Below are 24,719 nucleotides of genomic sequence, written 5' to 3' on the forward strand. Positions count from 1 at the left end.
ATGACACAACGAGAGCTCTCCGTGCTAATGGCCGCCCTGTTCGTGACGAGCCTAGTCACAGGTCTCGTCACTGCAAGCCCGCCACGGCCAGGCACGGAGGGGAACGGGCTCACAGAGAATGAATCAGCGACGCTGTGGTCTCGCGACGCGGACAACTACATCAGCCAGGAGGAGTACCAGCAGCGCTATGGCGAGAGCCGGACCGCGATGCACCAACTCGCAAACGGGACGGACATCACGTTCACGCGCCCGCCGGCGACAGCTGCAACGTGGACGCGAAACGATTTCGCTGATCTCGAACCCGGTGGGTCGGATACGTCCGTGCATCCGCGCCACGCGTCGCTCGAAGACGGGGTGTTCATTGAGGACGCCCACGCCACGGTGTTCGCAGTGCAGCCGTCGACGCGAGGTCACTTGGAGTCGGGTGAAACGCCGCTCTATATCGCGCCGAACGGCACGATGCGGGGGTTCGTTGACTATCGTGTTCGTCTCCCGAACGGAAGCTCTTCGGGGAACACGACGATCGAGTGGTCGCTCACGAGCAACGAGGTCGAGGAGGTTCGATTGCAGAAGGACGGCGAAACCATCGTCAAGCGCGACGGCTCGCACACGCCGGCCCTCGACTACCAGATCGAGGATGACTGGAGTGCAAACCTCACGCTTGAAGCCGAGATCAGCGTCCGGTTGAAGAAGACCACGCGAATCGACCGAGGCGACGAGACCGATGTCGAGGTCACGTATCGTACCGAGTCGCTCAACGTCTCGGATTCGATCGCCGTCGAGATCTACGACCTCTCGGCGTACCCCTACTACGCCGAGTATCCCAATGGTGACGCCGGTGTGGCTATCTTCCAGTCCAGACCGTGGCAGGGGTACACGCTCACGGAGAATGGAAGCGCACGAGTGCGTGGCGTCTGGCGGTTCTACACCGCTCGGAACACCAACTGGGATACACTCGTCAGGTCGAACCGGACCGACAGCGCCACCGTCGAGTCGGATGCGATTCCGGTCTATGTTCACGCGTACCCGTCGCGGATCGGCCCGCGTGCTGAACCAGTTCGCGATGGCCCAGAGATCATCGACACCTGGGGCACTGACCGACCGTCTCCGGTCGGCACGCTCGGCGAGAACATCAACATCGACATCGTCAACCAGTCGTACACGACGACGTACGGTGTTGCGGTTCGCGCGGGGAACGTCGACCGCAATGCGCTCCAGGTAGCGGGGATCGTACGGGGCGTGAACGCCTCGATTGTGGCACCTGACGCTGGCTCTGAGCGGCAGCTCCGGCGCAGTAATCTGACGGTTGAGGTGCTCCAGCAGAACGAAAGCCAGGCCACACTCCGCATCGGACTCCGAGACAACGAGACCGGCGCCCCAATCGTGCTCAGCGATCCCGACCGACGATATCCAATCGGTGGGACCACTCGCAACGGGTACATCACCATCGCGGAGCAACGCGTCGAGACCAACGCCTCCGGGGTGGCGATCGTGACGATCGACGAGCCGGGCATCTACACGGCTCGGTACCACCCAGGCTCGTGGCTCGGGCACGACCCCGCATATGTGAGTGCGACGGCAACTGCTCGCTGGCACCCGCTCGGCACCATCGACGGTTGGTTCGCCTTCATTTTCGAGGTCGGCTGGCAGCTCATCCCGTTCATTGTGATGTTCTACGCAGGCAAGCGGCTCCTCCGAATGCTCGGTCCAGACGACATCTTCCAACGGAACCCATAGTCCATGACTAGAAACCACCCACACATCAGTCGGCGAACCGCCCTCCGAACTGTCGCAGGTGCTGCTCTCATGAGCGTCGCTGGCTGTCTGAACGGCAATGGCGGTTCTGGGACGCCTGGTGACGGAACGACCTCTCCAGATGGCAACGGCCCACTCACGCGTGTCGCTGTCGAGGGGACGACACTCGTCGTCGAACTCTCCGAAGAGGCCGATGTCGACCAAGTCAACCTTATCCAGCCGAACGGCGAGCTATTCGGGAAGCGTGACGTAGCCGCAGGTGCTCAGCAGGTCTCATTCGAGATCGGCACCGCATATGCGCCCGGTGAGTATCGCGTACTCGCGTTGAAAGGCGAGGAGACAGTAGTTGAGACCACGACTGAACTCCGTCCAGAGATTCAGATACAGGATGTCGGACTCTATCGGAATAATCCAGATAAGCCGTGGGACGAAGTCTATGGTGAGAGCGAGACTGACCGGATCAAGAATGGCGAGGCATTCGTCACGGTAGAGAACACAGGAAGCGGTCCGGAAGCGATAACTGAACTAATCTTCTCCGGGGACGTTCCCAATCCAATTGAGAACCCCAGAGGTAGTGGAATGCACGAAACCGACCGGGTAGTAGTCTCCCCTGGTGAGACGGTCGACCTGTTCAGTAATTCGTTCCCGTTCGGTTCAGAGAGTGAAGACGGAATGGGGTGTTCCCCAGATGGTAACAGCGGGCAGTTCACGGTAATCGTTGAGACTCAGGTCAGTGGCAATCGGGTCACGAGTACCTACAATGTCCAGTATTCCGGGTCTGACGAGATGACAGACTGTGAGGTCACGATTACGGAGGCCTGACGATGGTTGATCTTATTGACGTCGTTCTTGAGGGTATCAAAGGCGTCGTTGATTGGTTCATCGGGCTGTTCATGGACGGTCTCAGGTCGGGGTATGAGACTCTGACTGAGGGAATGTTCGGAACCCCGACCCCAGAGACGAACGGAGCATTTGTCTTCGGTGAACCAACCAACGCACCCTGGCCAGCAATCCACGATGCTCTCATCGGCGGCGAAATCATGCTGATTGCCCTTTTGCTCCTTGTGATGAGTGTTCAGGGCCGTCACACGGTTCGGATCTTCAATATTGGAAGTACCTACGAAGCCCGAAAAACGAAGAAGACGGCCTGGGTCGGTGCTTTTCTAATCATTACGTGGTATTGGGTTGGAACTCTCGCACTCTACCTCGTCGACGGGTTCACCATTGCACTAATGCCGGAGCTTTCCTCCGTAGCCTCGGCAATGCTTCAGTTCTTGGGCGCAGCCATCACAAACCCCGGACTGGGGCTATTGTTCGCTGTGATTGGGGGAATCTCGATGTGGGCACTGGAGGCGCTGTTCTACATCCGGATGATCCTGCTGTATGTCTACCTGTACGGAATGCCGATTGCATTTGCACTGGCCTACGGAAACATTCCGGTCGTATCCGATATCGCGATGGGGTTCTGCAAACGGTTTGTCCCGTTGGCTGTCCTCCCGCTCCCGGCAGCGATGGTTCTCAAGGGGTACGATTTGATCTACGGCGGTGGGACGCTCACACCAGGAACAGCGTTCCTCAAATATCTCGTCGCTGCGTCCCTCCCGCTGGTCGCCCTCTACATCACGTGGAAGACGTTCAAATACGCGACCCCGTTGACGGCCAAAGTCGTCGGCGGTGCAACGAAAGGCGCAGCACTCGTTGGCGGTGTCGCCGCTGGAGCCTACGTCGGTGGCGCCGGCGTCGCGACGACCGCCGCTCGGTGGGGGCCGAAAGCCGCCGCTGGCCACGCCGTCGCCCAAAAAGCGGCTGCCCGCGGTGGGCATGGAGGAGACGATGGCGGGACGCCATCGTACCGTCGAACAGAGAATGACCCTGGTGGAGCGACAGCGGAATCGGCGAGTGACGACCGTGGGATGGAGTTTGATCGAGGAATCCACTAACAATGTCAGCAGATCAAGACGCGGCCGCACGGCGCATCATGGATCAGTTCGGCGAGGAGAGTCGCATCCCGTATCTCAATATCGAGGAAGGAGACGTTGGCATGCTCATCGCCTTCCCCATTATTGGGCTGTTTATCGCGGGTCTCACCGGGATCGAATCACTGGCCCTGCCGTTCGTTGCTGGCGGGCTTGGCTTTGGCGTCGCCGTCATCTACGTCTCACCAACCCATCTGAACGCCTGGACGTGGACAAAAGACGTCTATCGGTACCTCAAACGGCCTCAGGTCACGTTCAGTGCGCCCGCCGACGCCGACACGAGTACCAACGAGTCAGAGCGCAACGAGGGCGGACTCGCGAACTACACGCCGTTCAAGCCGGACGAGCGGACACAGGACCTCACGAACATCAAGCGGGCGTGGCCGGGCGCTGGTGCCATCCAGCGTGAAGACGGCGCGATGGAGGCGTTCATCGAGATCGATCCGGCCAACATGGACTTCGCGATGTCCGACGACTGGGCGCAGCTGCAAGACGCCGGCGAAGAGTTCGCCAACAAAGAGCTGGACTCGAAGCTCAAACTCCACGCCACAACCCGTTCCTTCCCGGTCGAGCAGATCACCGAGACTATCGAGGATCGGCTCACGGACGAAGACGTCACGGAGAACCCGATCTTCCGGGAACTCCTCGAAGAATATCGGGAAACACGGCCGAAGGAGATGCGTGACCGGGGCATTCAGCAGGTCCGGTACTACATCGGCGTTGAAGTCAGCCCGATAGAAGTGTACGACCGCTTCCGCGACGAGGGCACCCCCGCCGAGAAGCTGACGCAGTTCCCCGTCATCGGGTTCCTGTTCAACCCGTTCGTCACCCGCCGCGAGGACCTCACCGACGTCGAACGTCGTGCGCAGATGTTCGAGAAGCTCGACAGTCGGGTGAACGACGTGCGATCCGAGTTCATCCAGCAAGCGTCGGGGTGGTCCGCACGCCGCCTCAGCACGGTCGAGCTGTTCGTCCTGAATATGGACTTCTGGAACGGCCGCGAACACGACTATGACGAGGCAGAACGTGTCGTTCGCGACCAATCGATCATCGGCCACTCGCGCCGGGAGGACCCACACGATGCGTAATGTGATCCTCCAGACTGGTGGTGGTGCGCTTGGCTCCGTCGCCGGGTGGCTCCAGAACCTGACACCAGCAGAGAGTGCAGTACTTGCCCTTGCAGTGGGTCTCGGCCTTGGCGTCGGCAGTAAGTACCTCTGGGACCGCTTCACTGCAGATGATGAACCAGAGGTAAACTTCACCGATGTCCTCGATGAGGAGACACTCGAAGAAGGCGAGGCCGAACGCAAGCTCCTCGACGACATCTCTGAGTCGCACAAGACCGTCACCGCGCCCGGAGCTGTCGAGTGGGAGACGCGAGCGGCACGGGTCGGCGAACAGTGGACGACGACGCTGTATATCGCTAACTATGCCGACTATCCCAACGACGGATATCTGAGTGACCTCTTCGAGATGACCGATGTCCAGTTCGATCTGACGGCCCACATCACGCCGAAAAATCAGGAGCGGGCCCGGAACGAACTGCAGGACATCGCTGACGACCTCCAGGTCGATGCTGACCTCGAACAGAGTATCCGGAGTGCCTACCTGCAGGAGCGCGCCAACGAGGCCGCAGCGACGTACAAGGCCGTCGAGAACGGCGCGAACGTGTTCGACCAAGGGATGTTCATCACCGTCCGGGCCGACGAGAAAGACGAACTCAGAGATGCCGTCCAGACGGTCAAGAGTGCCCTCCGCGACGATCCGGCGAACCTCACGCCGAAGACCGCAATTTGTCGGCAAGATCTCGCCCTCCAATCCGCCGCGCCCATCGGCGACAACGAGTTCGGCCGGACGTCGATTGCGCTCGGCGGCGCCGTCGGCGCGTTGCTGTCTTCGCCGCACAACGCGACGATCCTCGAGGAGGGCGGCGTCGAGTTCGGGATTCACAAGGACAACCAGAGTCCTGTGGTCATCGACCCGTTCGCCCGGGACAACGGGTACGCGATGTTCACCGTCGGCGACACGGGGTCGGGGAAGTCGTTCAGCTCGAAGCAGAACTTCATCCGGTCGATCGAGCAGAGCAAGGACCGGATCGGCATCATCCTCGAACCGCTGAACAACTGGGCTGGTGTCTCAGAGGCGCTCGACGCCAAGCGGATCACAGTCGGCGGGACACTCGGGCTGAACCCCTTGGAGATTCGGGAGACACCCGAACACGTCCAGCGGGCGATGGGCGAGGACGCGAGCCCGTTCAACGAGAAGCTCGACGACGCGATGAGCTTCCTCACGAACTTCTTCGCCCTTCGTGGTATTTCACTGGGCGACCGGCGGACGACGCTCGAACTCGCCCTCAAACGTGCCTACAAGCGTCAGGGCATCACCGACGACATCTCGACGCACGACAATCCGAGCCCGACCATCCGTGACATGATGGACGTATTCGAGGATATGGTCGACGACCCCGAGGAGTTCGTCGTCCGGTCCGACGAAGAGGCAGGGAAGATCAAGGAGGATGCGACGTGGTTGCTCGATCAGCTGCGCCCCTTCGAGGACGACGGACGCCACGCGAACCTCGGCCAGGAGTCAGACTTCGACATCCGGGACGAGAAGGTCATCTACCTCGACCTCGCCCAGCAGGAGGGCAGCGTCGACAGCAGCACGGCGCTGACGATGCAGCTGCTCATCTCGCTGGTCTACGAGCGAGCGAAAGTCTCGGAGAAGGAGGTCGTGTTCTACATCGACGAGGCGCGCTACATCATGCAGGACGCCGCGAGCCTAGCGTTCCTCGAGACGGTGTTCCGCCACCACCGTCACCACGACCTCTCGATCCGGCTGGTCACGCAGACCGTCGACGAGTTCTTCGAGCACGCCGAATCCGAGGCGATCTTGGACCAGTGTGCAGTCAAGCAGTTCCACCGCCTCGACGGGATGGACGAGGAGTGGGCCGACGAGTTCGGCCTGAACTACGCGCAGATGCGGTTCGTTCAGGACGCCGTTCCTGGCAACGAGGACGCCGGCTTCTCCGAGGCCCTCGTGGGCGTCGACGGCGAGTGGCGTGGAATCCAGGTCAAAGCGATGCCCAAGGAGAAGCAGGTCATCGACTTCGAGCCAACCGAGCAACGGCGAGACTCACTCCCCGGGACTGGTGAGAATGCTGTGGACGCGGAGGTGCAGGCGTTCCAAGACGATATTGAAAGCCGAGCGACCGACAACGGACAACACACACCTGAGCGGACGCCAACAGAGACTGATGGCGGTGAAACGGGAGGTGACGACGATGCGTGAGTACCTTCGCGTGACGCCAACCTCCGAACGGCTGAATCCGGAGCGTCTACCGCAGGCACTGGAAAGTCTTCACAAACTGACCTCAACGGACTCGGCGGGGCTAGCTGACAAACTCAATCCGCTACATAGCGACACACCGCTACGCTTCGAATTCCTCGCGCTGAGCGAGGGGAAAGATGACCCCGTCGAATTCTACTACGGTGCCGACGACCATCTGGATACCCTTGAGAAACGGCTCCGGTCGGTCTATCCAGAGACCTTCGACATCGAGCGTACCGAGGTCGACATCGCATCCCGACTCGTACAGCCTGTCGAATTCGACCGCGAGACATTCGTCGAGCACTATGAGGCGGGCGACCTCCAGTACGAATTCGACCCTGACGAGCAATACGAACGTGGCACTGACGACAACAAACAATCGGGGCCAGGGGACGCCGAATCAGTCGCGGATGGAGGAACAGTCGGCGACCAGTCTGCCGACCACTTCATCGAGATCGGCGATACTGCCCTCGAACTCGCCCCACCAGATGCGATTCCCGAGGATGAGCCACTCACGACGCTTGCCAAACCAACGGTAACATCGGAGGGGACGATACTCGCCCGGCCAGCGACCGAATCAGTCTCCCCACTCGGCGTGCGGTGGCAAGGGTCGGCTACTCGGAAGCAGGACTGGATGACCTCACTCTCGCCATTTACTGCCGACGACGAAGCGGAACTCCCAGCCGTCGATCAGCCAGGAGGTGCGCTCGCGTCGCTCGTCGACCATCTGATGGAGGCGACAGCACCAGTAGCGTTCCAAGTCGTCTTCCAGCGACGCGAGAGCTGGCAGTCCGATGCCGACCTTCGCAAGGAGGACGTCATCGATGGACGAGATACACTCGCACAGGAGATTATTGGCTCTCTCTTCGAACTCGACGATCAGTCGGAGAGCCGGGACAGAAACCAGCTGAGCGACGCGGTTGCAAAACGTGTCGCAGCAATCGAGGCGAAAAATCCGAAGCGCTCGTTCACCGCGAACATTCGAGCAGTCGGGATTCCATCCGGTGGTGGCGGTCGCGATGATCTCGGTGAGCGAATGCAATCACTGGTCCCGGTATTCGACCCGCTTGACGGGCCGTACTACCAGGTTGCGGCCGAACGATTACGTGACAGCGGCTTGCGGGCAGCCACAAAAGAACGGAACGCACGAGCGGCGCTGCAGCGGCTCTTGGATCGTGAGATCACGGCCGGTCGTGGGACGACCCGACCGGAGTTCGTCCTGAGTGGTCGAGAACTCGCGCACTTCGTACTCGTGCCCTCCTCGGAACAGCTTACTGTCGAGGGGGCCCGTGGGACGCGTGCGGAACAGCAGAGTCGGAATCCGTTGCCCCGTCCGCACCAGGACCTCATGAGTGAGTTCCGAGACGGGATGGCAATCGGGTATGCCCTCGACGACACTGGCGAGGCCGAAGACGTGCCGACACATATTCCACCCGGACTGTTGCCCACTCATTACGGCCGATTCGGAACAACCGGCTCTGGGAAGTCGAAAGCCCTCATCAACGACATGCTGTCGCTGTACGACAACACCGAAGGGCCGACGATCCTCATCATCCCGAAAAACGACGATATGGCCCAGAATTACATGCGGGCTCACGCGCGTCGGTTCGGAATGACCGACCTCGAAGAGAACGTCATCCACTTCCCGATCCCGGACGTCCTCCCCGGGTTCTCGTTTTTCGATCTCGAACCGTCGATGGAGAGCGGACGGCGCCGCGAAGACGCCGTCCAACGGAAGGCCGACCACTACGAAGAGATTTTGAAGCTCGTGATGGGAACCGACCGCTACGAGCGGGCGACTGTGGCCCCGACTCTCATCAAGACGCTCATCAAGGCACTGTTCGACGAGGAATACGGGCGTGAAAACGGGCTGTACCGAGCGTCGACAGACTACTTCGCCCACCGACAGCTCGAACACGTCGTCGACCAGCTCTGGGAGGCCGGGCCACCGAACGAGAACATCGGCGACGCCCCACGGTCGAGCGACGAGGAAGTCACGCGGACGATTCGACGGCAGCTCCAGTTAGATCCAAACACCTTCGCGAACGTGATGGGTGGTGTCGGAAACCGCCTTGCGTACATTTCACAGGATACACACCTACGGCAGATCTTCAACAATACCGAGAACCAGTTCGACTTTCGGGATGTCCTCGACGAGGATACGGTCATCCTCTTCGACCTCGGAGACCTCCGCGACGACGCTGCCCGGATCATGACCGGTGTAATCCTGACCAATCTCGATGCAGCTCTCAAGGACCGCAAACAGGCCCTCTCCCAGCACTCGGACGACTACGTCGTGAACTTGCTCGTCGACGAGGCAGCGTCGGTCGTGGTCTCCGACATCATGAATGATCTCCTCGAGAAAGGCCGGGGATTCCGGCTCTCTGTTGGCCTGTCGATGCAGTTCCCCGAACAGATGGAGGCTGAAGGTGGGCGGAAGATCTACCTGAATGCTCTGAACAACATCGGCAGTTCACTCATCGGGAAAATCAACGTCGACCGGGAACTGGCGCGAGCGATGGCCCACGAAGAGATGGACCCCGCGGATTTCGCCAATCGGATTCGTTCGTTGCCGCGCGGAGAGTGGATCGCCAGCTTGCCAAGCCCGACGTTCGGTGAAACGGGGCCGTATCCGTTCAGTCTCGAACCGCTCCCGATTCCACCGGGACACCCCGAGAGTGAATCCCCACTCACTGAGCGTGAAGAGGAGCAGTTCACTGAGACACTCTCCTCGATGCACGAGCACATCAGTGACGAACACGGCGTGCCGGCCGCAACAGACGCCTCAACAACGAGAACACCGACTGACGTACACGAGGTCCTCAATATCGGAAGTGACGACCTGGACGTCGCGATTGCGAAGGTGGTTCGGAGTCTCCAGCTTCGAGAGGGCTGCCGCGAGGAGAACGGCTGGGTGGCCGTTGAAGCAGTTGACGACGAACTCAGACGCCTCTTTGACGACGTCGACGCCGAGCCACCATCGTATGATGCACTCGCGGACATCCGAGAACGATCACGATACCTTGATACGACCGTCGATATCGACGCCGACGAGCTCCGCATCCGGCTCACTGAAGCCGGAGAAGAGGTCGCGACACCCGATACAGGTAGCGTGCAGGCCGCCGGTGGGAGTGCCCACGACGCAGCACTCCGCCAAATCGAGGAAGAACTCACTGCACTCGGTTTCACCGTCTCGATCCTCGCACAGGATGGCGGCGAGAAACCTGACGCGAGGGCGAGCCACCCCGACGTTGCCGATCGATTCGCCATCGAAGTCGAAACGACGACACCCGAGAATCCCGCAAAGGTACTCACGAACCTCCGGAAAGCCCAAGAGGCAGGGAATATCCCGCTGTTTGTCGTTCGCCCCGGAACAGACGAAACTGAGTGGGCTGAGCGCGTTGACGGCATTCTCACACCACCCGTCCGTACCCTCCAGAATGGTGAGACGCGATTCTACACGACTGACTCGAATCTCACGTTCAACGGTGGGGCAACCGAAGAAGGTGGAGTGACGGCTGTCCGACCAGCGACCGGGGACGAGAACGGGACCCAGAATATCTGGCAGCGTGATGGCGACGAGATCGTCCTTCGTGATGCCAGCGGGACGGAACACATCCGCCTCGAGTCGCTTGGAAAACTCTCGAAAGATCGTGTTCCAGCTATCTACAGCTACGACCACGCTGCCGACGAGTACGTCGTATACGAGCACGGTGAACAACACATCTACGAGACGAAATCGGCGTTCGAGGACGACTGGATTCGGATCAAAAAGCCGTTCGTTCCGGAAGACGAGTTCTCCACCCCAGAGTACAGCTGCGACAGCTACGTAATCGTGATTCTTGCCGATGAGAAGTCATCAGTCGTCTACACGGACGGGACAACGAAACCTCTCACAACCCTACTTGATCACTCAACCGCCCACAATGAATCAGAGGGGGACTTCAAAAACGACGACGAAAATAGTGACCGGGCGGAGACTGACTATCGGGCCGAATCTGCTCCGGGAGAGGATATGCCGAGGGAAGATTCCTCAGAGCAAATCTCCCAAACTAACGGGAGTGAACTCGATCACGACGCGGACGATTTCGAGTCATTCGTTGACGTGTACGTTACCGAAGAAGAGGACGCGGAACTCCCGAAGGATGATCTCTATAATGCGTATCGGATATGGGCAATCAGACACGACAAAGAAGTTCAATCGAAAGCGTGGTTCTCCCGTTCTCTCGGGGAGTTCGTAACGTATGATACGAGTCGGATTCGTCAAAACGGAACCCGCGTGAACTGCTATACAGGTATTTCGCTCACGGCAGCAGGGCAACAGTTGATTGAATGAAGAGAAATCTATGAGGTACTTGAATTCGAGACGGGTCATCAAAAAATCGCCCGAAGGCGTTGCCGGTCAGGGAAAACGACCAGTAACAGCACGAGAGGGTAAGAATCAAGAGTTAATGCTCGGTTATGGACCGAGAAAACCGCAAGACGGAACCGCCGGTCAGGGCATCTGGGAAGGGCAACAGTATCTAACATCAAGTGAACATACGAAATCGCAGGACGGCACTGCTGGTCAGGGGAAATTAAGAAAGGGTACTCCCGCCCGCATCAGCGGTCAGGGGAAAAACCACCAGACGGCGAAGCTGGTCAGGGGTATCACCGAGCGAAAACCAACTAGGATAGAACGGGGGGTCCCCGTTGGGACCAAGGGATTGGATCGAGACGTAACGCAGAGAGCGTTCTGTGCTGGCTCAGAGCCAGTGAGAGCCATGCGAGGTCCTACGTGAGGATGAGTGACCCTATCGTCAACGAGCCGGAGGCGATTCCGGAGACGTTACGCGAACGCGACCAGTGGGTGTGCTGGCGCGAGGAAGAGCGAGACGGCAAACCGACGAAGATTCCGGTGACGCCAGGGGCTGGGGGGTTCGCGTCAGCAACAGAGTCGGAGACCTGGGCGAGTTTCGAGGCAGCACTCGACTACAGCGAGACAGAGCACGCCGATGGTATCGGGTTCGTGTTTACTGACGACGACTCCATCGTCGGCGTCGATCTGGACGACTGCCGCGATCCCGAGACAGACGACGTCGACGACGCAGCACTGGACATCATTGAGCGACTCGACTCCTACACCGAGGTGTCACCGTCCGGTACCGGCTATCACGTCCTGATCACTGGCGCACTCCCCGAGGGGCGGAACCGGCGCGGGAGCGTCGAATTGTACGACACGGCACGCTTTTTCACCGTCACTGGCGACCACGTCGAGTGGACACCAACGCGCGTTGCACGCCGGCAGGACGCGCTCACAGCGATTCATCGCGAGTACGTCCAGGACACAGAGCGTGACACAGCATCCGAGTCCGAGCAGCGTGATGGCGCTGACGACGAATCACCGACGACCGGTGCAGCCGACGTCGACCTCGAAGACGAGGACCTTCTCGAGAAAGCGCGAAACGCATCGAACGGCGAGAAGTTCGAGCGGCTCTGGAACGGGAATACGGTCGGCTACGACAGTCAGTCCGAGGCCGACATGGCGCTGTGCTGTTTGCTGGCGTTCTGGACCGGTGGTGACCGGACCCAAATGGAGCAGCTGTTCCGCCAGTCGGGATTGATGCGGGAGAAGTGGGACGAGGTCCACTACGCTGACGGGTCGACGTACGGCGAGAAGACCATCGAACGAGCGATTGCGACCACGTCGGAGTTCTACGACACGGACGCCGCAGATCCCCACGGCACACCTGACGGTGTCACAACTGGCGGTACGCCTGACGAGGCAGACCGGAGTCGTGCGTATCTGTCGGAGAAAAACCGCTTGTTGAGCGAGCGCGTCGACGAACTCGAGGCAACACTCGAACAGAAGACTGAGCGGATCGAGACCCTCGAAGCAGAAATCGAACGACTCACCGACGAACTCGCAGCCCGTGATCAGGAGACTGCGCAATCCCACGAGGAAGATTCCGGTACCGCGAGCGAGACCGGTGATGACTCAGAGCCAGCCTCTTTGTTGAGTCGATTCTTCAGTGGTCGGTCCGAGTAGTGGCGCCGCTTCACCGCCATCCGAAAAGCCCTCCCTCGAGCGTTCTGATTCCGTGAGCCGAGAAGGTTAACCAACAGACTCGGTGTGCCACGCTGTTTGTTGGTTAACCACGCTCAATCTCGCCGCAAAACGAGGGCTAGCATAGGATACAGTAGTTCAGGAAACTATTCCTCGAAGTAAGAACTATATCCTTCGATCTACAAGCCCACGTATGTCCGAGACAGACGCCGCCGATGGGCCGCCCCCCTTCGAGGAGCCGTTCAGCAGCGACGACGTCGAACAGCGCATCTACGGCACCATCCTACAGACCCGCGAGCCGACGACGGCGAGCGCGATCGCCGATAGCGCCGACTGTGACCCCAAGACCGCCCGGAAGTATCTGGGGTGGTTCGACGACCTCGGCATTGTCACCCGACACGATGGCCATCCAGCCACGTACGAACGCAATGACGCGTATTTCGAGTGGCGACGCATCAACCAGCTCGCAGCCGACCACTCCGTCGAGGAACTCCAGGACCGCGTTCGTGAGCTGACGACGCGCATCACCGAGTACGAGGCGACGTACGACGCCGCGTCACCGGCCGGAGTCGATGCCGTCGCCGCTGCGGAGGACAGCGACGAACGGACCATCGACGACGTGTACAGCGACCTCGCCGACTGGGCGACCGCCCGCGAGGAGCGAGACCGCTACGAGCGCGCACGCCAGCAACGCACGGGTGGCGAGCGCGAACAGGCATCCGGGTAGCCCGCTCGATGGTGCCACCGACAGATGATGGCGGGAGCCCTGCCCCCATCGATCGCCCCATCCTCGAGTTCCTTCAGACACGGCTCCAAGCCACCGGACAGGTCTCCGAAGCGGTCATCACGGATGCAAGCGGCCACCTCGAGCTTCAGGTCGTCTTTGCCTCATCGTACTACCCAGCACCCGTCGACGACGCAACCCTGACTGTCCGATGGTACACGAACGACGACTTCACCATCCACTATCGAGAGGTCCATTCGGAGCACACCTGGGAATGCCGATGGGATCGGCATCCGAACCCCCACAATACGCGCGACCACTTCCATCCCCCACCCACCGCCCCGACGCCCGGTGACGATGACTCCTGGCCGACCGATCATCGTGATGTCCTGCGACTCGTCCTCGACGAGGTCGAAGACCGGATTGCAGTACTGTGGAACGAATAGGTGACTGCCCCCGCAGTGGCGTTTATCGCGCCGACCAAGGGTGACGGCGCTCAGCGCGATGGGCACCACCAGGAGAGCCGTCGTGGTGTCCAGCCTGGTGTCAGCTGAGTGCAGTCACAGGTGAATCCATGTCTACGTTTAGTAACTCCGAGACAGCGAGTGCATCGCCGTCAGAAAACCACACGAGGCCACCCCGAGAGACCGAGGACACAGAGCCACAGACATCCTGGCCAGACGATACGAGCAGCGAGGATGGAACACCAACGCTCAGGATGGACCAATGTCCGGAGTGTGGGAACCGTCGCTTCGTCTCAAAACTCCTCGTGTACGAGATCACAGGCTACGACGAGGGCGGCGAGCAAGAATTCCGCCGCCAGCACGTCCGTGCAGAGTTCGAATACACCTGTAGCGAGTGCCAGACGACACTCCGGACGCTTCCCGCAGAGCGCCGCGATTACTACGACGAAGTCGCGGTCCTCGAAACAGAACGGCGGGCAGCCCTCCGTGATCAACTCCGCCAGCTGGGGAGGCGGGTTTGGCAGCGCCTTGCAGCACGGACGACGTGGCTGGCACTCGGACTCGTGACACTCGTGACCGGGCTCATGATCGCCCTCTAACAGACCGACAGGGACCGACAGCAAGGGGTGGCTCACAGTAGGTGTTAGAGTAGCGTCATGCTCTCTTCCAACCAGGAACGAGGCTAGCTGAAGGCAGATCGCTGACGTAGGATATCGTGCCCGCACCGCAGGTGTGTCTATCGGCGCCAAGAGGCGTGAGGCGCGCTCGAAGCGCGTGCAGAAGGTGAGTTCCTATGTCTGGTCAAGATATCATCGACGACACGACAGGCGACTACGACCGGCTCGAAACCGAACTCGTTGCACAGGATCGGGATGCGTCCCGAGTCGCGACGGCGGACATCGATGAGGCGACTGCCCGCCGTCTCGTTGGCGACCTTGTCGAGGACGATGTGGTGACGCCGATCCCTGACCAACGCATTCTCGTCCACGAGCCCAGTAGCAAGCCCTTCGAGTCGATCACCCAGCTCGCCGTGTTCCATCGTGGCTGGCAGGCCGCCACCGACGCCGACGCGGAGGACGACTGATGCAACAGACGCTTTCTGGGTGTGCGTTCTGCGATTCACCGCCGGGTGCAGAGATGGGCGAGGCGCATACGTGGGGGAAAGACGAACGGGTGACGCACCCAATCTGTGTCGACTGTGCCACCCAGACGCGGTCGGATCCCGACGAGCGCGACCACCACGCCTGCGACGGCTGTGGGCTCGTCGTCGACGCCCTCGCGGCACTAACCCGGTTCCGCGTCGAACTCGGCCATCTCGAGGGGCCGCTCCAACTGTGTGCTCGCTGTAGCCCTGGTGGGCTCGCGACGTACTGGACGCGTGACCTCACGGAGCACCTCGTGGCCGAGTGACGCTTGGCCGAGTGAGGCTCACATCGTACACACGAAAACGGCTAAGTGCGTTGGCTCACAATGTACACATCATGAGCACCGATAAGAAGCGCGTGCAGTTTCGGGCCCCCGATCGGCTCATCGACCGGGCCGACGCACTGGCCGCAGTCCTCGGGGAAGACCGAACAGATATCCTCGTGACCGCGCTTCGGGAGTACCTCCAAGACGCCGCTCACGACGACGCACTCACCCAGGAGATCGCTGCCGCCTATTACGACGATGAGATCACCTTCGAGCAACTCAAAGCGCTCGTCGGCGCCGAGGAGGCGGCAAACCTCCGAGTGTTGAAACAGCAGTTGGACGAGGACTTCATCGACGAGGTCGCCGACGCTTAGATGTCGCGGCTTATCGCAGACGCCTCCGCCCTCGTGAGTCTCGGGATCGTTACTGACGACGACCCCGATCCACTCGCACTCTGTCTCTCCCGGTACGAGGTCGTCGTCCCAACAGCGGTCATCGATGAACTCCGAGAAATTGCCTCGTACGATGACGTCCATGGACACGCCGCGTCCGCCGTCCTCGACCAAACGGAGTCATTCACGACACAGTCGGTCGAACTCGATGCCGAGTTTCCGCTCGATGACGGTGAGAACGCGGCGGTCACGCTCGCGAACGATCTCGATGCTGCGCTCTTCCTCTGTGACGAGTTCAACCAACTTGGCTTGATCCACGCCTCCCTCGCTGATACCAGGCTCGTCACAACACCGACGCTACTCTCGGTTCTCGTTCGAACTGAACACCTATCAGCTGCCGATGCGCGGCTGCTCCTCGATGCGATCAGTGACGCCCGTAGCTGGGGCACGAACAGTTACGTGCAGCGAGCTCGCTCGTTGCTCGAGGGGACCTAACACCGTGGAGGATCCTTCGAAGTGATTAGGAATGTCCGATAACGACGCTCTCTACGACGTTTGTGAACGAACGAAGAATCCCGAGCACGCATCAGTTGATGACGTGGTCGAACTCGTACTCGAGCGCGCACAGCATCCCCGGACGGAGCACCGAGATGCACATCTCGACGAGATGATGGCTACTGTCGTCGACAGGTACGGGACCGGCCCCGTCCGAACTGTTATCCAACGTATCCTCGTCGACCACCACCCCTTTCGGACTGCCACGCATGACCTCGAGATGCGTAACGTCGACGGTGTTCGTATCGGGACAGCAGCCGGCCAGTTCCTTACAGAATTGAACGCGCAGCACGACGATTGAAATACAGTTTCTGAAAGCCCTCGGCCGCTCGGCATCCCGCGACCACCGCTGCGCTCCTCGTCCCTGCGGTGCTTGCGGGGTCGGGGGACGACCGAGGCGGCCTCGCCCTTTCTGAGTCCACCAGGACGGTAGCTGGATCGCCGAGTGTCGCGGCCGGCTAGACTGGTGTGTCCGTTATGGCCCGCCCCGCTCGCCGCGTTCCGCCCTCCGCGTCGCTCGCGACCGACCATTCCGGGCGTGCGGGCGCTCTCCGCACCGCCCGCGCCCGTTCCGGGCTAAAGTGAATATGGCCTCGGCGCCAGCATTAAGCGCGTTTTCGGTTGCGCCCCTCGCGGGCTTTCGCGTTCCAGCGCTTTGGGCCGTTCCGCGCGGCGAGCCACACCACGGCTCGCCGTGCTCACGACCGTCGCCCTGGACACGGACCCGCAGTCCGGGCCGGACACGAGAAACGGCTTAAAGCTGGCCGCTCGCTCCGGGCGGGTCGGCGCGCGGTGCTGGATGATTGTCTTCCTCGGGCGCGCTCTCGCTCGCGCCCAAGGGCGCTCGCGAAGGCGCGAGCGAGAGCGCGCAGACGAGTCTGTCGGTCGGTGTCGTCGAGGAAATCCGCGATGTTGAGGCATCGCGGTGTCGGGCGCGTGAGCGCCTTCAGGAGCTGAACTCCAATGTCGAGTAAGAACGTCTTCGGTAATGAGGTTTCGGTCGATGAACAGGCTTTCAAGAAACACGATGAAGTCGAGGTCGATGAGGACGGATTCGAGGTCGTCGACGAGACCCCGGAGTTCCGGGCGACAGTCGACATGGAAGTGCAGGCGAAAGTCGATTCCAACCATCCGGACGCGCGAGTCGAGGAAGGCCCGGATCACCTGTTCGGGAAGACCCTCGAACAGGAAGAGCGCATCAAGGCACGAGAGGCCGAGTTGGAACACATCAGTGCCCAGGCAGAACTCAGTCAGCAGGAGGGGCGTGCGAAGCGGACGCGAGACATCGCAGCGAAGCGAAGCGCTGAGCGGCGTGTGAAGTTCCAGAAGCGGGCAGCGAGCGTGAATCCGATGGCTGACCCGGAGCGAGACGATCCTCGTGCAGAGCTCACGCAGGAGCAGTTGGCGGCGGTGAACAAGCAGTCGATGCGACTGGCGGAGAAGCTTGATGGCTGGTCGCGAGCAGCGATTGGCCGGCGGTTGGGTGAAGCCGTCGTCGGTGGGAAAGACCTAACGAGTGCAGTCGTCGGCGTGTTCGAGGAGTTGCAGACGGCGCCGGGACGGGTGGTTCCCATCGGGATGCTCGAGAACGTCAATCGCAAAGAGGTGAGCATCGAAGGTACTGTGACGGTGCTTTGGGAGAGCGACTCGCCAGCCATTCAACAAGTCGGACTCATCGAGGACGACAGTGGGAAAACGAAGCTAACGTCGTGGGTCGCGAGTGACCAACCCTGGATCGAAGAGGGCGAGCGCGTTCGCATTCACGGCGCGGCGAAGAACTGGTACAACGGGCGCGTTTCCGTGGCCTTGACGGGATGGAGCACCGTGCATTTCCCCGAGCGCGGTCGGTGGTGGGAATAGCCAGTCGTCGCAACTCTCTTTTTTTGCTACGTGCCGGACCGACCCAAGCCCCACCTCCCCACCCTCCGCTCCGTGCTCGCTTCGCTGCGCGCGCAGCCACAACCTCGACGACCACCGGTTAACAGATACGCATGTCACTGAGAGTCGGTCACCTCTCGAATTTTAAGGAGGGCCTCATCTATAGAGAAATCTCCGGGCAGATTCGCCTGTTCCCGATGCCAATCACTGGGCATTTCCTCTGGGGGATTGAAATTCACACGTTGCGTCTTTCCCATTTCGTGAGCAGGTACGTATATTGCCGTACCCTCTTCGTGGATGGCACCAGCGAATATATCAACGGTACCATCGGGGCACCGCTCTGGAGAGATTTCCAACTCGTAACGGTATTTGTCATAGTCGCTCGCCGTCTTTACCTGAACTCGTAACAGCCCCCACTCAACGTCGGTTATCAGGTCGTACTTCTGCTCATGACCATGGGGATAAGCTACGCCATACCCGTTTCGAAGAATGTCTGTGGCGACTAAGGCTTCTGACGCATCACCCCGCCAACCTCGTTCCAAATCCATACTAACCTACTGGCAGTGCTACTACAGAAAAGTACGTCTGATTAGTCCCCACTTCGAGGACTGTCCAACTCTATTGAGATGAAAGACACTGTAGTAACTCAAGTACTGTCGTCTGGGCCACAATTCGGCTGAATCCATATTCGTACTCGATAGAGTCTGTTGTCCCCTCAATGGGTGAGGGGCTCGCTGTACTGGCGAGTTCCGTGAACACGGTGAGAACGATGGCAACCAGAGACATCTACGAAACTGGCTTTGACGAAGACGTCCGAACGGAATCGAGTGCGAACCAGTGTCCCGAGTGCGACGGCCGGGTCACCACCAACGCAGTCGAAACCATCTGCGAGGACTGTGGCCTGGTCATCGACGAGCAGCGAATCGACCACGGGCCAGAGTGGCGAGGGTTCGACGAAGACGAACGGGAGCGCACGGGCGCTCCGTTGACGGCGGCCCGCCACGATCGCGGCCTGTCGACGGAAATCGGTCGCGGCACCGACGCGAAGGGGAACGAGATTTCCGGGCAGAAGCGGCGTCGACTCGCGCGGATGCGTCGCGAACAGACTCGGGGTCGCTGGCGGTCGAAAGCGGAACGAAATCTCGCACACGGGCTGGGCGAGGTGCGTCGGTTGGCGAGTGCGCTCGAACTCTCCGATTCGGTCCGTGACCAGGCGTGCCAGCTCTTCCGGAGCGCCCAGAACGAGGATCTGCTTCGTGGCAGATCCATCGAGGCCATCGCCGCGGCCAGCGTCTACGGGGCCTGCCGGTGCAACGGCCTCTCGCGGTTAGTGGACGACGTCAGCGAGATGGCCCGCGTCGCGGAGTCACGAGTCACGAACGGGTACAAGACGCTGAACGAAGAGCTGGGCCTCCCTGCCGAGCCCGTCTCCCCCAGCATGTTCGTGCCGCGCCTCGCTTCGGACCTCGAGTGTCCGGACGAAATCCGACAGCGGGCCCGAACTCTGGCGGAGCAGGCCGAGGAGCGCGGCGTCACGACGGGTGTCCATCCGGCTGGGTTCGCAGCGGCTTGTCTCTACAAAGCGGGGCAGGAACAGGGGCACTGGGTGACTCAAAGCGACGTCGCGGAGACAGGAAACGTCACGCCAACGACCATCCGGACGCATCACGAGACGCTCGGTGAACTCGGTGTCTAGACCGGCCAAGTAGGGAACGAGGGCGTCCCGTTCTCCCAGTGAATCGCCTCTACCGCCGCAGGGAACTGCTGTAGTCGGTCTTCGAGGACGGCGAGTGGATGCGCATCGAGAAACGACGCGCTATGCCGGTCGACGGGCGTGTCTTCGTGATTGAGTTGGATGTGACAGGGCCCAAGGTCCGGATGATCGGCGTCCTGGTGGAAGCCCAGCATCAGATTCCGGTCCGGTTCGACCCAGTTGATGCGGTAGTATTCATCGTCGACGCCGGCTGGGTACCAGAAGCGAATCTCCAGTCGTGCGGTCGCCGCGTCGTAGGAATCACTCAGGAACGTCGTCGGATCGACATCCGCGATGACGTACCGGGGTCGGCGTCGAGATGGGCGATAGCGGACATCCTCACACCCTGGCTGGTTCGTCAATCGGTCGTGAACGTCGCGAAGGAGGGTCCGCTGTGTATAGCGGTCGCGACCGGCAAGAAAGATCATTCTGTGAGAGAGGAGGATTAGCTCGTGGCGCGGTCGGCCACGTCGGTCATCTGTTCGCGGGCGGCTTCGACGTCAGAGTAGAGTTCCAGTGCGTGCTTGATGAGGCGGCGATCCTCCTCGTTCTCACGCCAGAACGCGATGACGTCGCGGCGCTCACGAAGCTCGGCACTTGCGAGGTCACCGTCGGCGAGCGACTGTTCAAGCTCCTCCCACGTCTCGACGTCGTAGGTCGCCTGCCACTCCTCGATCTCCTCGGTGATCGCGGACAATTCGTTGCGCAGCTCCTCGCGGGTGTTCTCCTCGATGAGCGTGCGGATCTCCTCGAAGAGCAGGCTCGTGTAGTCCGGCTGGTAGCGCGTTGTCTCGCCGGCCTCAACGCGGCGCAGCTGACCTTGGTCGACGAGATCCTGGAGTTCCTCGTTGGTCGTACTCCAGGCAGCGTCGGCCTGCTCACTGATCCAGTTGACCGACCGCGGTTCGCGGAGCGTCTCGGCGACCGCTCGAATGCGGTCGCGGGCACTCATCGACTCAGTCCACGACTGGACCCCATCTCGCGAAGATTCGGACATGTGTGGCACCTCTTGCGACAGTGTTGGCGCTGTACTCTCATATATGTTTGTACTCTCTCGCATAATCAAGAGTATCTCGTGAGCATAGGCGTCCGGACATTGAAATGCGATACCGACAGAAGCTATGAGCCAACCGATGCACAACCGATATACTGACTTTGAGGAATTGCGGCCGACTGGCGAGGCGTCCCACATTCCGGACACGAGGCTGGACGACGGCTATGAGAGTGCCCCCCGGCGGCAACGCGTCGCGACGAGCTCTGGTGGCTACCCCGATGCGCCGACGGTAACCGACGGCGAGTGCAAGTCGTGTGGGGCGTCAGTCCCAGACGGCCAGACGAAATGCCGGTTCTGTCTCACCAACCATCTCGGGAGTGACGCCACCAGCACGAACGAGGCAGCGTCGACGACGTGCCTCGGCATCGGCCACCTGGTCGTCGAGTCGACCACGTTCTACGGCGCCGTCGCGAAGGGCGGCGCCGCGGCGAACCTCCTCACAGCCAACGACGCGGAGCCAGTCGTCGACGACTACACGCTCATCTACGATCTCGACGATCCACCGGCGCGCCAGCTGGCCGAGCAATGGCCCTCACTCCCCGACGCGGTACAGGTGTCGTCAGCGGAGGGAGAGCGGCTTCTCAGTGCCGCCCGTAACCGGACTGGGTGGCACGGGCAGGAAGTGTCGGAACGTCAGGAACAGGCCCCGACGCGGCTCTACGACCAGCGTGGGGACGGCATCCGCGACGCGTCGCGTCTCGACGCAGTCCTCGACGACGCCGACGATGCGGTGTGGCTGGTTCCAGCGATGGCGCTGACCGAATCTACTGGCGAAGCAGCGGCTGATCGCCAGGCGTCGTCGGTACCGACGACGCAGGAACTCGAGTGTCAAACCTGTGGACGGGCGACCGACCATCAGTTCAAGACCCACGAGTCGATCCCGGATGCGGCGTGGACGGGGCAACCGATCTGGGAGTGCCGGGTGTGTGGCTCGGCTCGCTACGGCCCCAATCTCGAGTAACCCCAGTGCTGAGCGTCGATTAACCAACACCCTGCGAGAACCGTCGAGGTCCGTTGGTTAAGGCCGCAGCTCCTGCAAGCCCGACGCCAGTCTCGATGGCGAGTCTTTCCGCGCCGGCGAGCGGTGAGGCGCTTCCGATGGAGCAAGAGTTCAAACAAGGGTACCGGATGCATCGTATACTCAGCAATCTCAACCGACTCGACATCGACCGATTGGACGACGCGGATCGAGAGCGAGTCGAGACCGCGAGAGACCTCCTGGAAGAGGTGAGCCTTCTCACGCAGCCGGGCGACGGAGCCGGGGCGGACGCCCACGCAGACTCCTAACTGGCGTCGCCGTCCACGTCGCACCTTCAGCCTCAGTAAGTCTTCCCCACCAGGAGGTGAGGGCGCTACTGTGAGAGCTTCGCATAGCGATATTACAGTGTACGATGGTCAGTGCGACTCCTGACCTTGGAGACCCGTCTCAGACGCAGTACAAGTGTGAGTGATCAGTCCTATCCCGACGCTTTCTTGCATGCAGTGAGGCATCGGTTCCTGATTTCCTCTTGGTACGAAGGTTCTCACACTGCTGGTAAGGGATTTTTTGGAGTAAGTCTGTCAGCGATTGGCAGTTTGTGCTAAGGCTATTTTGCGAAGATATCACAATACTATTGATACGCAAATCGGTATTATGGCGTCCTAAGTTATGTATCGGACTCTCGGTAGTGTGTCCGAAGGAGTTTTGTTTTATTGTCCCAAGATAATACACGAATGGTACTACCTATCGATCCGGGCCAGATTGGCCAAGACGACATCGGTGAAAAACGAACCACTCTTGAGATGGGCCATCGGGAAGCGATCGAACACGTCCGCGACGTGTTTACCGACGCCGGGTTCGGCGTTCCCGTGGAGTTCTCGCCCTCCGAGATGCTCAACGAGAAGGTTGACGCGGGCCGGGACCCCTACTACGTGCTCGGCGCGTGTAATCCCGAGGTCGCGGACCGCGCCCTCGATGCAACCGACAACAAACTCGGGGCGCTTATGGCCTGCAACGTCGTCATCTGGGAAGAGGAACCCGACAAACAGGTCGTGTATCATGTCTCCATCATGCGCATCGCTCGCCTCGTCGGAATGGCCCCTGACAACGAGGAGATGGCAGACATCGTCGCTGATACCGGCGAATTCGTCGAGGAGGCATTCGCAAACCTCTAATGGGATATCATACGTTCGACGCCGGCCGCGCCGACAAGCTCGAAGATGCACAACAACGGTACCGGTTTCTCTCCGCGGAGGAGTTGCTCTGGGCGCTGTCACTGGACGGGGGCGAAACAGTAGCGGACTTCGGCAGCGGAACCGGATTCTACACCGACGATGTCGCACCTGCTGTCGACCACGTGTACGCCGTCGACATCCAGGAAGCGATGCACGACTACTATCGCGAGAAAGGCGTCCCCGACAACGTCGAACTCGTGACGAGCGGCGTCGACGACCTTCCGCTCGATACTGACAGTCTCGACGCAGCCTTCTCAACGATGACCTACCACGAGTTCGCTGGGGAGGAGGCGTTAGACGAGATTACTCGGGTGCTGGCGGACGACGGTCGGTTGGTCATTGCCGACTGGGCAGCAACGGGGAGTGGAGACCACGGGCCTCCGCTTGATGAACGATTCAGTGGTGCGGAAACGGCGAAGCACCTTCGAGACGCCGGATTTTACATCGAGTACACTGCCGTCCGGCCGGAGACTTTCGTGCTTATTGGCGAGCTCAAATAGGGGATTACGCCCGTTTCCGAAGAGTTCCTCGTACGAACGGGCGAATCGGTGTCACGCCGAGATGGAGACGGTCGATCTCGACGATATCGAAGGTCGAATCAGCTGCGAATCGCGACGCAGTCTGCCGCGTCAGGTGACAGCCCCCAGCTAGCCGTTTCCAGAGTGGTGCGAGCACTGTCTGCACGCGCCCACGCCAGCCATCATCGGCGACGTGCTCGAAGAATCGGAATTCACCACCTGGTCTGAGAACCCGTGACACTTCACTCAACGCTGTCTCGATATCCGGAATCGTACAGAACACCATCGAGGCAAGGACGGTATCGAACTGATTGTCTGCGTACGGCAGTGATTCGGCACCCGCCTCGCGAATATCTATATCGAGGTGACGGGCGTTCGCCTTCGAGACCGCCTGTTGACGCATATACGGATCCGGTTCGATCGCGTGTAATGACGTCTCGTCCGACGTCGGCAAGTAGTCGAACATCGCACCAGTTCCGGCACCGAGATCGAGCACAGTCCCGCTGAGATCACGAACGAGATATTCGCGATGTGGCCGGAGAATCGTCCGTTCGGCGAACGCCGTTGCCGGATCGTATATCGCCGCAAAGAGGGGATGCTCCGGAGCTCCGTCCTGCATACTAGTCACTCGTCCCGACTGGAGGTCGAGTCGC

At 60.6% G+C, this 24,719-nt stretch carries 25 protein-coding genes; 21 read left to right on the top strand and 4 right to left on the bottom strand.

Annotated elements, in window-relative coordinates; all coding sequences use genetic code 11:
* From Hbl1158_RS16135 to Hbl1158_RS16210, 16 genes are all read left to right on the top strand, one after another.
* The gene (locus Hbl1158_RS16135; RefSeq protein ID WP_234299846.1) at nt 1–1,737 is read left to right on the top strand and encodes a hypothetical protein; all 1,737 of its coding nucleotides are present in this window, start codon (nt 1–3) and stop codon (nt 1,735–1,737) included.
* 3 nt (nt 1,738–1,740) lie between these two features.
* On the top strand, nt 1,741–2,577 hold the full coding sequence (locus Hbl1158_RS16140) for a hypothetical protein (protein ID WP_092635665.1): 837 nt from the start codon (nt 1,741–1,743) through the stop codon (nt 2,575–2,577).
* Between the two features lie 2 nt (nt 2,578–2,579).
* Nucleotides 2,580–3,695, top strand: a complete 1,116-nt coding sequence (locus Hbl1158_RS16145; protein ID WP_092635667.1) for a hypothetical protein — start codon at nt 2,580–2,582, stop codon at nt 3,693–3,695.
* 2 nt (nt 3,696–3,697) lie between these two features.
* On the top strand, nt 3,698–4,819 hold the full coding sequence (locus tag Hbl1158_RS16150) for a hypothetical protein (protein WP_092893808.1): 1,122 nt from the start codon (nt 3,698–3,700) through the stop codon (nt 4,817–4,819).
* Complete coding sequence (locus Hbl1158_RS16155) at nt 4,812–7,019, top strand: transferase (RefSeq protein ID WP_234299847.1); 2,208 nt, start codon at nt 4,812–4,814, stop codon at nt 7,017–7,019. Before Hbl1158_RS16150 ends, Hbl1158_RS16155 begins: the two co-directional genes overlap by 8 nt.
* Entirely contained in the window at nt 6,985–11,394 is a 4,410-nt protein-coding gene (locus Hbl1158_RS16160) for a conjugal transfer protein (protein WP_234299848.1), read from the top strand. The genes Hbl1158_RS16155 and Hbl1158_RS16160 overlap by 35 nt, the downstream gene beginning before the upstream one ends.
* A 447-nt stretch (nt 11,395–11,841) precedes the next feature.
* The gene (locus Hbl1158_RS16165) at nt 11,842–13,086 is read left to right on the top strand and encodes a hypothetical protein (RefSeq protein ID WP_234299849.1); all 1,245 of its coding nucleotides are present in this window, start codon (nt 11,842–11,844) and stop codon (nt 13,084–13,086) included.
* 211 nt (nt 13,087–13,297) lie between these two features.
* On the top strand, nt 13,298–13,831 hold the full coding sequence (locus Hbl1158_RS16170) for a sugar-specific transcriptional regulator TrmB (RefSeq protein ID WP_234299850.1): 534 nt from the start codon (nt 13,298–13,300) through the stop codon (nt 13,829–13,831).
* 8 nt (nt 13,832–13,839) lie between these two features.
* A complete protein-coding gene (locus Hbl1158_RS16175) occupies nt 13,840–14,274 on the top strand; it encodes a hypothetical protein (RefSeq protein ID WP_234299851.1) in 435 nt (144 codons plus the stop codon).
* A gap of 323 nt (nt 14,275–14,597) precedes the next feature.
* Entirely contained in the window at nt 14,598–14,891 is a 294-nt protein-coding gene (locus tag Hbl1158_RS16180; protein WP_234299852.1) for a hypothetical protein, read from the top strand.
* A 194-nt stretch (nt 14,892–15,085) separates the two neighbouring features.
* Complete coding sequence (locus Hbl1158_RS16185; RefSeq protein WP_234299853.1) at nt 15,086–15,376, top strand: hypothetical protein; 291 nt, start codon at nt 15,086–15,088, stop codon at nt 15,374–15,376.
* Nucleotides 15,376–15,702, top strand: a complete 327-nt coding sequence (locus tag Hbl1158_RS16190) for a hypothetical protein (protein WP_092635683.1) — start codon at nt 15,376–15,378, stop codon at nt 15,700–15,702. The genes Hbl1158_RS16185 and Hbl1158_RS16190 overlap by 1 nt, the downstream gene beginning before the upstream one ends.
* A 71-nt stretch (nt 15,703–15,773) precedes the next feature.
* Complete coding sequence (locus tag Hbl1158_RS16195) at nt 15,774–16,076, top strand: hypothetical protein (protein ID WP_058365798.1); 303 nt, start codon at nt 15,774–15,776, stop codon at nt 16,074–16,076.
* The gene (locus Hbl1158_RS16200; RefSeq protein ID WP_234299854.1) at nt 16,077–16,589 is read left to right on the top strand and encodes a hypothetical protein; all 513 of its coding nucleotides are present in this window, start codon (nt 16,077–16,079) and stop codon (nt 16,587–16,589) included.
* Nucleotides 16,590–16,620: 31 nt separating this feature from the next.
* Nucleotides 16,621–16,950 carry a hypothetical protein gene (locus Hbl1158_RS16205; protein WP_234299855.1) on the top strand — a complete coding sequence of 110 codons (330 nt, stop codon included), beginning with the start codon at nt 16,621–16,623 and terminating at the stop codon, nt 16,948–16,950.
* A gap of 662 nt (nt 16,951–17,612) precedes the next feature.
* A complete protein-coding gene (locus Hbl1158_RS16210) occupies nt 17,613–18,509 on the top strand; it encodes a DNA-binding protein (protein WP_234299856.1) in 897 nt (298 codons plus the stop codon).
* A gap of 134 nt (nt 18,510–18,643) precedes the next feature.
* Here the strand turns inward: Hbl1158_RS16210 and Hbl1158_RS16215 are convergent, their stop codons facing one another.
* Entirely contained in the window at nt 18,644–19,075 is a 432-nt protein-coding gene (locus tag Hbl1158_RS16215) for a group I intron-associated PD-(D/E)XK endonuclease (RefSeq protein ID WP_234299857.1), read from the bottom strand.
* A gap of 221 nt (nt 19,076–19,296) precedes the next feature.
* Here Hbl1158_RS16215 and Hbl1158_RS16220 point away from each other — a divergent pair, with 221 nt between their 5' ends.
* Nucleotides 19,297–20,223, top strand: a complete 927-nt coding sequence (locus tag Hbl1158_RS16220; RefSeq protein WP_234299892.1) for a transcription initiation factor IIB family protein — start codon at nt 19,297–19,299, stop codon at nt 20,221–20,223.
* Here the strand turns inward: Hbl1158_RS16220 and Hbl1158_RS17280 are convergent.
* On the bottom strand, nt 20,220–20,708 hold the full coding sequence (locus Hbl1158_RS17280; RefSeq protein WP_321169959.1) for a hypothetical protein: 489 nt from the start codon (nt 20,706–20,708) through the stop codon (nt 20,220–20,222). The two genes, Hbl1158_RS16220 and Hbl1158_RS17280, sit on opposite strands and share 4 nt — an antisense overlap.
* A 17-nt stretch (nt 20,709–20,725) precedes the next feature.
* Entirely contained in the window at nt 20,726–21,277 is a 552-nt protein-coding gene (locus tag Hbl1158_RS16230) for a hypothetical protein (protein WP_234299893.1), read from the bottom strand.
* Between the two features lie 136 nt (nt 21,278–21,413).
* Here Hbl1158_RS16230 and Hbl1158_RS16235 point away from each other — a divergent pair, with 136 nt between their 5' ends.
* From Hbl1158_RS16235 to Hbl1158_RS16250, 4 genes are all read left to right on the top strand, one after another.
* A complete protein-coding gene (locus Hbl1158_RS16235) occupies nt 21,414–22,295 on the top strand; it encodes a hypothetical protein (RefSeq protein WP_234299894.1) in 882 nt (293 codons plus the stop codon).
* Between the two features lie 137 nt (nt 22,296–22,432).
* Complete coding sequence (locus Hbl1158_RS16240; RefSeq protein ID WP_234299895.1) at nt 22,433–22,621, top strand: hypothetical protein; 189 nt, start codon at nt 22,433–22,435, stop codon at nt 22,619–22,621.
* 426 nt (nt 22,622–23,047) lie between these two features.
* Nucleotides 23,048–23,488, top strand: coding sequence for a DUF302 domain-containing protein (locus tag Hbl1158_RS16245; RefSeq protein ID WP_234299859.1), 441 nt, complete (start codon nt 23,048–23,050; stop codon nt 23,486–23,488).
* On the top strand, nt 23,488–24,048 hold the full coding sequence (locus Hbl1158_RS16250; RefSeq protein ID WP_234299860.1) for a class I SAM-dependent methyltransferase: 561 nt from the start codon (nt 23,488–23,490) through the stop codon (nt 24,046–24,048). The genes Hbl1158_RS16245 and Hbl1158_RS16250 overlap by 1 nt, the downstream gene beginning before the upstream one ends.
* Before the next feature lie 4 nt (nt 24,049–24,052).
* Here the strand turns inward: Hbl1158_RS16250 and Hbl1158_RS16255 are convergent, their stop codons facing one another.
* Nucleotides 24,053–24,685, bottom strand: a complete 633-nt coding sequence (locus Hbl1158_RS16255) for a class I SAM-dependent methyltransferase (protein WP_234299861.1) — start codon at nt 24,683–24,685, stop codon at nt 24,053–24,055.
* Nucleotides 24,686–24,719: the final 34 nt, after the last annotated feature.

The organism is Halobaculum sp. CBA1158, assembly GCF_021431925.1.
Classification (GTDB): Archaea; Halobacteriota; Halobacteria; order Halobacteriales; family Haloferacaceae; genus Halobaculum.